The following is a 13287-nucleotide window of genomic DNA, read 5'->3' on the forward strand; positions in this document are numbered from 1 at the left end:
ACAATAGAAAATTACTGGGGCGGATTTTTTAGTTTAAAGGATCGTAAATTTTATAATATTGAAGTAGGTTTGAAATTTACAGATCAAGTTTAAAAGATTAGGTAGTAGGTGTTCCTGTCTATTTAAACCAATACTGTAAATTTAAACAAATAATTATTTCATTGAGATAAAAAAGCACGTTTTTTTTAAATATTTTTATTTTAAGTATTTAATATACAGTAGTTTGTGTTTCTGTATTGAGATTGCACCATTTTTTTTATTGCCTTTTGTATGAGTAATAACGGCGATGCAATTGTTTCATTTGTATATGAAAGTAATTATAGTTTAAAAAGTTAAAGCAGAATTAAAATGGAAATTATAGTCGTGGCAAATCAAAAAAAAGCCATCAAAATTACTTTTGATGGCCTTAGTTGATTTATAGGATAAAGAGAATTTTTTTATCTCTTTATAGAAATTATTGCTTAATCAAGTATTTGATTTCTTTGACTTTGCCATTTATAGCAATTTTCAAGAAATAGTATCCTTTACTTAATTCTGATAATTCTAATTTTGTAATTGATTTTCCAGCTTTCACTTCTTGACTGTTTTGTTTTTCAATTTGTCCGTAGAAGTTATAAACCAAAAAGTCAACCTTTGCATTTTCTGAGATGTTAATACTTACATCTACATTATTTACGAATGGATTTGGAAATACATTTACATCAGTTATTGATATTGAATCATTATTTGTTGATTCACAAGTACCTAAACGATCTCCATGGGCTAAATGGCTTGCGACAGCATTTTCATCAATACAAATTGTTTTTCCGTTGTGACATATCTCTACTTTTGGATTTTTCGAATTATTACCGCAACGTACATCAATTACATTAACAATTTTTTCTGTGGCAGATATGCAACCGTTAGCGTCTTTCACAATTAGTGTATAGGTGCTAGTTGCCGTAGGACAAACTGCAATACTACTTGTAGTTGCTCCAGTGCTCCATAGGTATGTATAAGGTAATACGCCTCCAGTTACTGTGCCAGCAGAAAGTGTTGTGCAGGAAGCATTAGTGTAGCCATAATAGACAGTTTCCTCATTTGTTGATGGAATAGCAATCATTGTAGGCTCAGTTATACTGAAATTCGTAGTCAATTTATTGTTTAAAGCATCAGTTATAATTACACTATAAGTTCCTGCATCAAGATTAGATATGGAGTTGGTATTGTTGATTTCATTAGTACTCCACGTATAGGTGTATGGTGCAATTCCGCCTGAAACAGAAACAGTAGCAGTTCCATTAGCTTCGCCGTTGCAAGTAATATTTGTTGCACTGCTTGCGTCAAGTGTCAATTCTTTTAATTGTAATCTTACAGAAACTGGGAAGTGGTCCGAAGCTGTTTTTGTATAATCACTAGTGTAAAATTCATAATGTACTCTAGCAGATTCATTGATGTATAAATGAGCAAGTTCATTAGAAACGGTTATGTGGTCAATCATGTTTTCATAAGTAACATACGATCTAAATCCTGCATCACTCAATGTTTTAGTAAGTACATTAAAATGAGAACTGTCATTTACATACGCTTCATAAGTAGAAACGGTTGTTGTTACATCAGATACTGTGTAGTCAACATCATCGTTATAATCTCCTAGTAATACTAAGTTTGCATCAGGATATTGCGCCTTCAATGTATCTTTTAGAACTTCAACATCAAACTTACGCATGTCGTATTTGCCTTGAGCATCACCACTTGTATTTGCTCTAGCATGAAGATCAATAATATTGATTTGTTTTTGATTACCATCAATAGTAACATTTGCGGTCATCATAAATGGCAATCTACCACTAGCAAAGAATCTAGATTTATCAGTATCAGGATAATTAGCAAGTGCTGAAACATCGCCACCATTATAAAAAGGATGAATGTTTTTCAAAAGTACTTTAGTACTTACCGGGGTTACTGTTTTATTTTTATAAATAAATCCAACTTTTTGTTTTGGACTACTAAAGTCATTAGGATAAGAGGTAGCCTCCGATAAAACATAGCTGTAATCATTCATTTCGCTAACCATTTGAGCAAATAAGACATCGTCAGAGATTTCTTCGACAGCATAAATATCAGCATCTAATTGCTGTAAAACATTTTTAACAGCCGCTTTTTGTAGGGCATCAGAGTTGGTTTTTCCTGCTGTAGGCGAATTGGTTTCATCACCAAACCAAGCTATATTCCAAGTAGCGATATCTAAAGTTTTTTCTTTTGAAATTGCTAAATCATTACCAGTTTGTTCATATTTATTGGCACATGGTAAGTCTGTTCTCATTCGAGGTAATAGTTGTTGAGTTACAAAATAATTTCCCACAACACCTATTATTTCTGAACAGTTTTCTGGTTGTGCAAAACCTGTAAGCTCATTTACATCTGCATCGATTCTCAGTTGAGCTGTTCCACTAGCATCCGTAATATCAGTGTTTGAATTACCAAACATCATGGCACCAGGCTTAGGGAAAGTCGTATTTTCAATGCGAACTAATTCAGCTGGGTGGTTTGCCATTTCACTCAAAGTGATAGTGAGGGGCACAATAGGTTGATTAGGTAATCCATTATTGGTAACAGCACTTACAGGGCTTATTTGTACTTGTTCACTGAAAGAACTTCTAGTTCCTGTAACTGTGATAGAATCTCCTATTTTAAAAAGTCCAGTTCCATGAACCGATTTGTCAAAAACAGCTATCGCTCCTGTAGCATCTTGCAGGTAAGCTGAGCCTGCAAATTGGTCAGAAACGGTTAAAACTCCAGTTACAGTTACAATTTCTCCATCTGTTTTTGCTCTAGCTTCAGCTATTGGAATAACTACTAGTATGTCAGAAGCATTACCAAAAAACTGTCCTTTATTTATAGCTCCAAAAGTAGTATTGATTGCTTGCCAAGTAAAATCAGCATAGGTAAATCCTACTCCAGTTAATTGTAATGAAGTTTCTATTGCCGCTGTACTTGCTTCAGCGATACCTATATCTGTACTTGTTATTCCTGCAGCAGGACCATTAGTAGCAGTAAAAGTACCTTCGTAGCTTAAAAATTGAATAACTTTTCCAGAAGCATCTACTAATGCAATTCCGTCAGGAGAACCATTTTGTAATCCCGTAATGTTTACTGATAGAGTACCATACCCATTTAATTGATCAGGAATAATACCAGATAAATTCCCTGTTGGAGTATAGCTAGCTCCTCCTGTTCCATTGTAAGGAATTATGCTCCATCCTGTTAGATCAGTTCCTGCGTAACCAGCAATTTCTACTGCTTCACCAATATCAGTCCCTGCATTGTCATAGTGAATTTCATTGATAAAAACTAACTCGCCAAACTTTTCTCCCTTGTTAGGTTTTCCAAAAGTACTTGCAGCTGCTTCCCATGTAAAATCACTGTATTTAGTTCCTTTACCAACTAGCTGAAGAGAATTCCCTACAGTTGCAGTACTTGCCTCAGTAATACCAATATCAGTACTTGTCATTCCTGCCGCAGGACCATTGGTCGCTGTAAAAGTCCCTTCGTAGCTTAGAAATTGAATCACTTTTCCAGCAGCATCAACTAATGCAATTCCGTCAGGAGAACCATTTTGTAATCCTGCAATAGGTACTGATATCGTACCATATCCGTTTAATTGATTTGGAATTGTTCCGGATAAGTTTCCTATTGGAGTATAAGAAGCGCCACCACTTCCATTGTAAGGTATGATTTTCCATCCTGTTAAGTCGGTCCCTGCAAGCCCAGCAATTTCAATGCCTTCTTGAAGATCTGTTCCTGCATTGTCATAGTGAATTTCATTGATAAAAACAGCTCCAGCTGGAGTAGGTATAGTGTTATTTAAGGTGGTTATGCTAACCACATTACTAGCTGCTGAAGTGTTGTCGTTAGCATCTAATGCAATCACTGTTATGGCAAAAGTAGTATTTGGTGTTAAACCATTAAGAGTTATATTAGTAGCTGTTGTAGCAGCTAATAATGTACTTCCGTTATAAATTTCAAAAGAAGCATTTGATGTTCCTGCTGTCCAAGACAAAGTTGAAGTAGTTGCAGTAACATTAGTTGCTACTAAATTTGTAGGAGCAGTAAGAGGCTCGGCAACTATTGCGAATGATTGCCCGTTATTGATATTTCCATAGGTGCTTGCAACTGATGTTTGCCATGTAAAATCACTGTATTGATTTCCAGATCCTTTCAACTGTAATGATAAGCCTACTGGTTCGGTTCCAATTTCAGAAACACCAATATCCGTACTTGTTATTCCGCTTGCTGGGCCATTAGTAGCAGCAAAAGTTCCTTCATAGCTTAAAAACTGAATTACATTTCCTAAGTTGTTTACTAATGCAAGTCCGTCAGGGGCTCCATTTTGTAATCCATTTATAGATACGAAAACAGTTCCAAATCCATTAGACTGATTCGGAATTATACCTGATAAACTTCCAGCTGGAGTATAAGATACACCGCCATTTCCGTTATAAGGAATAATGCTCCAACCCGTTAAATCGGTTCCAGCTGTTCCTGCAATTTCAACACCTTCACCTATATCAGTACTTGCATTATCGTAATGAATTTCGTTGATGAAAACTACCGAAGTGGTTGGAGTTGTTGGTGGTATACTAGCTAGGGTTCTTACAGCTACACTATTACTAGCGTTTGAAATGTTTCCAGCTGCATCAAATGCTTTTATGGATAAAGTATAATTTGTATTAGCTGTTAATCCAGATAAAACATAACTAGGAGTTGAAGCAGAAGCAATTTGTACTGTTCCGTTATAAATTCGGTATCCTAAAACGCCCACATTATCTGTAGACTGAACCCATGTTAATGTAGTTTCTGATGCCGTTATATTTGTGGCAACCAAGCTAGCAGGAACTGACGGCGTTTCTGTATCTAATTGGATACTGCCATCAAATCTATTTTGAGCTTGTGGTCCACCCCAAATAGCTGTCGCAAAAGCTGGATTATCAATGAAAGGGTTTCTATTTCCTTGAACTCCTTCTAATATTGTATTTCTATTAATTTCTACTTGGGAAACTGGATCTTCTGCATTCCATTCTAGCAGAATATCGGTCATATCAGTACTATAGTTCTGTGAACTTACAGTTACTACACTAGGAAGACATTGTGTACCATAATGCAAATACATATACATAATCATACGGGCAACATCACCTTTCCATTCATCGCCAGGGTAGAATATATTGTTGACTAATTTAGCATTTCCAGATCCGGCACCAAAAGGATAATTGTTTCTAGTTGCATTAAAATTTACATCTGAGGCTCTTAAATGATGTGCATCACTTCCTGGGCCTTCACTTCCTAAATTAGGATTTCCTAATGATCTCGGAAATACATGTTCTCTATTCCAGTCCCCTTGGTTTCCACCATTTTGATCTTTGGATCGGGTTCTGTCATTTGTTACATCAGTGTCACTGTCATTATAACCATAAATCAGTAAAACTTTCGAAGGATTGTTAGGGTCCAAATCGGTTTGTTTTAGAGCATCCCACACTCCAGGAGTATAAGTCAAATAAGTAGAATGGGTTGAAATGATTAAATTTGACAAGCTTGTTTTTAAGGTATTTCCTGTTTGGCTAATATTAGTTCCATTATAATAAGTAGGAACTTGAGCATTGGAAATAAAACTTAAAAAAATAAATACAGTTGCAAGAAAGAACTGTGTCTTTAAGTAAAATTGCTTCATAATTGTTTTAATAATTTGTTGGACTGTAAAACTATAAATATTAGTTTTCTTATTTACTGAATACTATTAACAAATTGTTAAAATTATTAACATTTAATATTGGTTTACAAACGTTTATTTAATATAATAGATTAATAATTAGTAATTTGTTGATTCAAAGTATTAACTCTTATTTACTAGGTAGCCACAAAACATAAGATAGAAAGAAAATCTATAAGTAATACTCCTTCTTTTGGGTGAAAATTAAATGGTTTTAAAATCAATCAAAATAAAGATTGTATTGTTGTGCGATAATTTAGCAAACATAATAAAGTTGAAGATTCAAAAATTATTTTGGATTGTAAATATGTATGGATTGACCCACTAATTTCCATTGTCCTTCTATTTTTTCTAATAATCGAATTTCATAGGAGAAGGTTTTTTTACCATCTTTAGCAGTCGATTCTTCGTCATGGCTTACCCATGCACTATTCCCATTAATACTTATTTTATAGTTTGTATTTACAGAAAAACCACCATTGCCCATAGCGTTAGGATTAGTGTTAATCATAGCACTTGGAGGAATATCCAGTGTGACTCCCTCAGGAGTGGAAATCAATATTCGGCTGTACGGTTGAATGTACCAACAATCAGAATGACCTTTACTATCAGCAGCTCTCCATGTTGCAGACTCTTTTTCTAGTAATTTTTTTATAACATTAGCTTCATCACTATTCTGGCTGTAACTTACCATGTTGATAATAAGGATAAGAAAAAAGGATGCTGTCCACTTCATATTGTTCGAATTTTTTAGTTTGATATAATCGACCTGTTTATTTTAAAGCTAATTTCAGTAAATATATTATTTTATAACATAAAAACAAACTACTGCTCAGTTGTTTGCAGTTGTTTAATTGTGGTTTTAAACTTTTTAATTTGTCTTCTGTGACGTAAAATATGAACTATGGTATGTTCCATTAATTGTTTCTGTGTCATAAAGTTGCCCCAAGAAGTCTTCAATCACTTAATGAAATCATATTTTTCAAGTTTGTTGTCGTTTCTATTTGAAAATGTCTATAACTTATATTTATAGTATTGTCTAAATCATTGGTGTGAGTTACTATTACTGTTTGATTTTGTTTTAGAATAGGTGAGTAGTGAATAAAAAAACCGTTGTATTGCTACAACGGTTTTCGATAGAATTAAAAGTTTAAACCTTATTTAGGCATAACTACAGTGTCAATTGCATGAATAACTCCATTTGAAGCAGCTACATCAGCAAGAACAACTGTTGCAGTTCCGCCGTTTGCATCTGTCAACATCACTTTTCCGTCTTTCAAGCTTAAAACAATAGTGCCACCTTGAACAGTTGTAACAGTGTATTTTCCGTTATTTTTGTTGATTGCATCAATTACTGTTGCAGCGTCAAATTTTCCTGCTACTACGTGATAGGTCAAAACTGCTTTTAGTTTGTCAAGACTTTCAGGTTTCAACAAACCATCTACAGTTCCTGCAGGGAGTTTATCAAATGCTGCGTTGTTGGGCGCAAAAACTGTGAAAGGTCCATCTCCACTTAATGTTTCCACTAAACTTGCTGCTTTTACAGCTGCTACAAGTGTGGAGAAATCTGCATTACCAGCAGCTACACCTACAATATTTGGTGTTTCAACTACAACTGTAGTATCCATTGCTACTGCTGTAGAATCAGACATTTCTGTTGATTCAGCTTGTTTTTTCTCTCCACAAGAAGTAGTGATTACTCCTAACAATACAAATGCACTAATTGTTTTTACTAATTTCATAGTCAATATTTTAAGGTTAAATTAAATTAAGATATTCAAAGATATCTTATTTATATCATTTGTTTAAGTTTTTTAACAAATAATTAAACAAATAAAAATATTTAATTGTGTGTCTAATGCTTTTCTGTTTTTCAATATTTTTGTTAGTGAATAATTAGGATAAAAAATCGACTTGATAGAATTTGCAGTATTACGATGTTAATAAAACGATTTACTTATCTCAAAAATAGACCTAGCTTATTTAATTTCGCCTCATATAGTCTTTTTTTAGATTTACAGTTAAAGCTACTTTAAGAAATTGATAAAACAATGATGCAACAAGAATCAGCAAAAAAAAACCGACTTGCTTTTACAAATCGGTTTGTATATTATGCTAATCTCTTTTATATGAATAAGCCTTCAATACTTAGGTAATGTTCACCAGTATCGTAACAAAAAGTAAGTACTTTAGCATTTTCAGGGATTTCAGGTAGTTTTTTGGATACTGCAGCCAATGATGCTCCGGAAGATATTCCCACGAACATTCCTTCTTCTTTGGCAGCTCTTTGGGCGTATGCAAATGCTTCGTCTTTGCTGACTTGGATAGTGCCGTCCAATAAATCAGTATGCAGGTTTGTGGGGATAAATCCAGCTCCAATACCTTGAATAGGATGGGGAGCAGGTGCGCCACCGCTTATTACTGGTGATGCTTCCGGCTCTACGGCGTACACTTTTAAGTTTGGGAAATGTTGTTTCAATATTTCGGCACAACCAGTGATGTGACCACCAGTTCCTACGCCGGTAATTAAATAATCCAGTCCATCTGGGAATGCTTTTATAATTTCCTGTGCGGTTGTTTTTTTATGAATTTCGATATTGGCAGGATTTTCAAACTGAAGTGGCGACCAAGCATTTGATATTTCGGTCACTAATTCTTGTGCTTTTTCTAGCGCTCCTTTCATTCCTTTTTCACGAGGCGTCAAGACAAATTCGGCACCATAAAGACTCATGAGTCGGCGTCTTTCTATAGACATAGATTCTGGCATCACCAGAATTAATTTATAGCCTTTTACAGCAGCCACCATGGCGAGTCCAATTCCTGTATTCCCGGAAGTAGCTTCAATGATAGTGCTTCCTTCTTTTAATAATCCTTTTGCTTCGGCATCTTCAATCATCGCAAGAGCGATTCTGTCCTTAATACTGGCGCCAGGATTGGCACGTTCGAGTTTGATCCACACATTGTGGTTGGCACCAAATAAGCGGTTGATTTTCACATGTGGCGTATTGCCTATTGTTTCGAGTATGTTATTGTATGTTGTCATAATTTATATAGAAAAGAAATTAATATCTTTTGTTTCCTGCTGATTCAAAACAGTGTTTTTATTGGATTGCATCACAAACGAATATGGATTCACACTCTTAGTGATAAACGTATTGCCGCCTATAATACTATGGTTCCCTATAATGGTACTTCCGCCCAAAATAGTGGCATTAGCATATATAATAACATGGTCTTCTACAGTTGGATGACGTTTTTTTTCATGCATGCTTTTCTCGACTTGCAACGCTCCCAAAGTTACACCTTGGTATATACTCACGTGTTTTCCTATGGTTGTAGTCTCGCCAATAACGATTCCGGTACCATGGTCAATCATAAACGGAACGTCAATTGTTGCACTCGGATGAATGTCGATTCCAGTTTTACTGTGTGCATATTCAGTAAGAATTCGCGGCAAGAGACAAGTAGTACGAGATGCAATAGCGTTAGCAATGCGATAGACTTCTATAGCAAAAAAACCGGGATAAGAATTGATGATTTCTTGAATACAATCGGCAGCGGGATCCGTATCTAATATAGCCTGTGCATCTTTTTGCATTGCACTGTATAAGTCTGGAAGCGCTGTGTAAAATGATTCGGCATCATCCAGAATTTCATTTGCCGTTTTGTCTTTTACGATTTCCGAAAGAATAGCAATAAAGTTGGCTTTGTTTTGATCCAAAAGCAATTCTATTTGGATGGTTTCCAAAGCTTTTTCGGGGAATAATATTTTGAATAAATCATCAATCCAATTGATAATTTTTGAGGAATCGATTGCTCTTACCCAATTTTTATTTTGGTTTTCATGTAGCGTATTCGAAAAACGGTTGGTTTCAGTATTCATTTATGATGGAATAAAATCAAAATTAAACGAGTAAAACTACTCGAAACACAAATATAGAGTAGAATTGAATAGGTTCATAACCCTGTTTTGTAAATAAATGTTAATATGTTAAATTCCCACAAAATGCCTGTTTTGTGTTGCAAATGATGCTATAAAAAAAAATCCGCTTTGCTTTCACAAAACGGACTTCTATATCAATCTAAAATCTTTATTCTGAAATCTATAAGTGTATTACTTCGCCATAAGCATCAGCAACCGCTTCCATAACTGCTTCACTCATGGTTGGGTGAGGATGAATAGATTTTAGGATTTCATGACCTGTAGTTTCAAGTTTACGCGCTACAACTGCCTCAGCAATCATATCGGTAACTCCAGCACCAATCATGTGACATCCTAACCATTCTCCGTATTTAGCATCAAAAATTACTTTTACAAAACCATCCGGAGTTCCGGCAGCTTTCGCTTTTCCAGAAGCTGAGAATGGGAATTTACCAATTTTCAATTCGTATCCTTTTTCTTTAGCTTGTTTTTCAGTCAAACCTACAGATGCAATTTCTGGAGTAGCGTAGGTACAACCTGGTACGTTTCCGTAATCGATAGGCTCTACGTGTAATCCTGCAATTTTCTCCACACAGTTGATTCCTTCAGCCGAAGCTACGTGAGCTAATGCTTGCCCTGGCGTAACATCACCAATAGCGTAATATCCAGGAATGTTAGTTTGGTTGTATGCGTTTACTAAGATTTTATCTTTATCAGTAGCTATTCCTACTTCTTCTAATCCGATGTTTTCAATGTTGGTTTTGATTCCAACAGCCGAAAGTAAAATCTCCGCTTCCAAAACTTCTTCTCCTTTTGCTGTTTTCACAAATGCTTTAACACCTGATCCAGCAGTATCAATTCTCTCAACAGAGGAGTTTGTCATGATTTTGATACCTGCTTTTTTCAAAGAACGCTCCATTTGTTTCGAAATGTCCTCGTCTTCCACAGGAACTACATTTGGCATAAATTCTACAATAGTAACTTCAGTTCCCATCGAGTTGTAGAAGTGTGCAAATTCAATCCCAATTGCTCCAGAACCAACAATAATCATCGATTTTGGTTGTGTTGGCAACGTCATTGCTTGTCTGTATCCAATTACTTTTACACCATCTTGTGGTAAGTTTGGCAACTCACGAGAACGTGCTCCAGTAGCTACAATTATGTGATCTGCGCTATATTCAGTAACTTTATTTTCTTTGTCTGTAACATCAACTTTCTTTCCTGGTTTTAGTTTTCCAAAACCGTCAATAACGTCGATTTTATTTTTTTTCATCAAGAATTGAACCCCTTTGCTCATTCCGTCAGCAACGCTACGACTGCGTTGTACAACAGCAGGGAAGTCTTTGTCAAATGATGAAACAGTCAATCCATAATCAGAAGCGTGTTTTAGATAATCAAAAACTTGAGCTGATTTTAATAATGCTTTTGTTGGGATACAACCCCAGTTCAAGCATACACCGCCTAAGTTTTCTTTTTCTATTACGGCTACTTTAAAGCCTAATTGTGATGCTCTAATAGCTGTAACATAACCACCTGGACCACTTCCTAAAACTATAATATCGTATTTCATTTCAAAGTTTTTTATTTATTTTTTATTGATGAAATGCAGTCGCTCACGCTCGTGTCATTTTGTGTGTTTCTCTTGTTTAATTGATTGGGCGAATTTAAGGATTTATTCTGTTTTGAGAAAGTTTCAAAGTAATAAAGTGGCAAACTAACAAATTTTCAGAAAAATACCTTTGTTTAAACAAATTGTAAAAGTGTAAAAATTAAATTTGTATTTTTTATTCTTTGTTCCTTTGCACCAAAAACTAATTAGCTACTGAAAACTGGGAATCATACAAATTCTTGTAATACCCACTTTCACGGTTGATTAATTCTTGATGTGTTCCTTGTTCTACAATCAATCCTTTGTCCATTACTACAATTTTATCTGCATTGACAATCGTTGCCAAACGATGCGCAATCACAATAGATGTTCGGCCTTTGGTAATCGTTTCCGTAGCGCGCTGAATCAATTCTTCGGAATACGTATCGATTGATGAAGTGGCTTCATCCAAAATCAAAATGCTTGGATTACTCACATACGCTCTCAAGAAAGCAATCAATTGGCGTTGACCGGAAGAAAGCATGACACCGCGTTCTTTTACATCAAAATCATAATTATCCGGTAAACTCATGATGAATTCGTGTACACCTATTTTTTTGGCTGCAGCCAAAACCTGCTCGCGACTAATTTCAGAATTATTCAAGGTGATGTTATTGAAAATAGTATCAGCAAAAAGGAAGACATCCTGTAATACTACTGCAATTTGTTTTCGTAACGATCCCAAAGTGTAATTCTCAATATTGTGATTGTCGATATAAATAGAACCGCTGTTGATTTCGTAAAAACGATTCAGTAAGTTAATAATCGTAGATTTTCCGGCACCTGTAGATCCTACAATGGCAATGGTTTGACCCGCACTTACCTCTAAATCGATTCCTTTTATGACTTCTTCATCCGGAATATATCCAAAACGTACCTTCTTAAATTTGATGTCTCCCTTAAAGATTGGAGCTTCGATGGTTCCAGTATCTTGAATTTGATCTTCGGTGTCTAAAATATCAAAAACACGGTTCGCAGCAATCATTCCCAGCTGCATCTCGTTGAATTTATCCGCAATTTGACGCAAGGGATTGAATAACATTCCAATGAACATAGTGTACGAAAATAAATCTCCAAAAGTGGTGAAATTATCTCCGTTTAATATCTTGATTCCGCCATACAATACAATAAAACCAAGCGTTAATGACGAAATAATATCAGCAATAGGGAAGAAGATGGAGTTATAAAGAATGGTTTTTATCCACGCTTTTTTGTGCTTGTCATTGATACTTTTGAATTTTTCGTACTCAATTTTTTCACGGTTAAAAAGTTGGACAATCTTCATTCCTGTTACGCGTTCCTGCACAAAGGAGTTCATATTTGCTATTTGGGTTCGTACTTCTTCAAAAGCAACTTGCATTTTCTTTTGGAAAATTCGGGTGAAGAAAACCAGAATTGGCATCGCCACAATTACGATCCAAGTCAGTTTCCAGTTCATGTAAAACATAAAAGCCAACACTACAACCATTTTCATCAAGTCACTGATAATCATGAACAACCCCTGACTGAAAATTCGAGCTATCGACTCAATATCCGAAACCGAACGTGTCACAAGTTGTCCCACAGGAACGTGATCAAAATATTTCATTCGGAAACTCAAAATGTGTTGAAACAGTTTCGTCCTAATGTCTTTTACAATATCCTGACCGAGCCAGTTCGCCCAATACACAAAGTAAAACTGCGAAAATACCTCCAGTAAAAGCACAATTCCCATCAAGATTACATACAGCAATAATCCTTGTTGATCTTGGGTTGCAATGTAACCATCTACGGTTTGTTTCAATAAATACGGGCGTAATGCTGCAAAAATCGATAGTGAAATGGCGAAAATAATCACGCCATTAAACCGCCATTGGTAGGGTTTGGTAAATTTTAATATCCGTCTGAATAATCTAGTATCAAATGCTTTTGCTTTCATATTTTGTGAATTATGAATTAGAAATTACGATTTGAATCTTTGATGCATAA

Annotated in this window: 7 protein-coding genes; all 7 read right to left on the reverse strand. The window is 35.3% G+C overall.

Annotated features, from left to right (window positions below; genetic code table 11):
* Window positions 1-454 precede the first annotated feature (454 nt).
* The gene (locus V5J73_RS05190) at window positions 455-5710 is read right to left on the reverse strand and encodes an endonuclease (RefSeq protein ID WP_338648088.1); all 5256 of its coding nucleotides are present in this window, start codon (window positions 5708-5710) and stop codon (window positions 455-457) included.
* Window positions 5711-6038: 328 nt separating this feature from the next.
* Window positions 6039-6485 (reverse strand): endo-arabinase, encoded by a 447-nt coding sequence (locus V5J73_RS05195; protein ID WP_338648089.1) that lies wholly within the window; start codon window positions 6483-6485, stop codon window positions 6039-6041.
* Between the two features lie 421 nt (window positions 6486-6906).
* Window positions 6907-7491, reverse strand: a complete 585-nt coding sequence (locus V5J73_RS05200; RefSeq protein ID WP_338648090.1) for a fasciclin domain-containing protein — start codon at window positions 7489-7491, stop codon at window positions 6907-6909.
* Window positions 7492-7874: 383 nt separating this feature from the next.
* The gene (gene cysK / locus V5J73_RS05205) at window positions 7875-8792 is read right to left on the reverse strand and encodes a cysteine synthase A (protein ID WP_338648091.1); all 918 of its coding nucleotides are present in this window, start codon (window positions 8790-8792) and stop codon (window positions 7875-7877) included.
* Between the two features lie 3 nt (window positions 8793-8795).
* On the reverse strand, window positions 8796-9632 hold the full coding sequence (locus V5J73_RS05210) for a serine O-acetyltransferase (RefSeq protein ID WP_338648093.1): 837 nt from the start codon (window positions 9630-9632) through the stop codon (window positions 8796-8798).
* A gap of 220 nt (window positions 9633-9852) precedes the next feature.
* Window positions 9853-11241 (reverse strand): dihydrolipoyl dehydrogenase, encoded by a 1389-nt coding sequence (gene lpdA / locus V5J73_RS05215; RefSeq protein WP_338648095.1) that lies wholly within the window; start codon window positions 11239-11241, stop codon window positions 9853-9855.
* 241 nt (window positions 11242-11482) lie between these two features.
* Window positions 11483-13237, reverse strand: coding sequence for an ABC transporter ATP-binding protein (locus V5J73_RS05220; RefSeq protein WP_338648097.1), 1755 nt, complete (start codon window positions 13235-13237; stop codon window positions 11483-11485).
* Between the last annotated feature and the right edge of the window lie 50 nt (window positions 13238-13287).

The sequence above is a fragment of the Flavobacterium sp. KS-LB2 genome (assembly GCF_036895565.1).
GTDB lineage: Bacteria > Bacteroidota > Bacteroidia > Flavobacteriales > Flavobacteriaceae > Flavobacterium.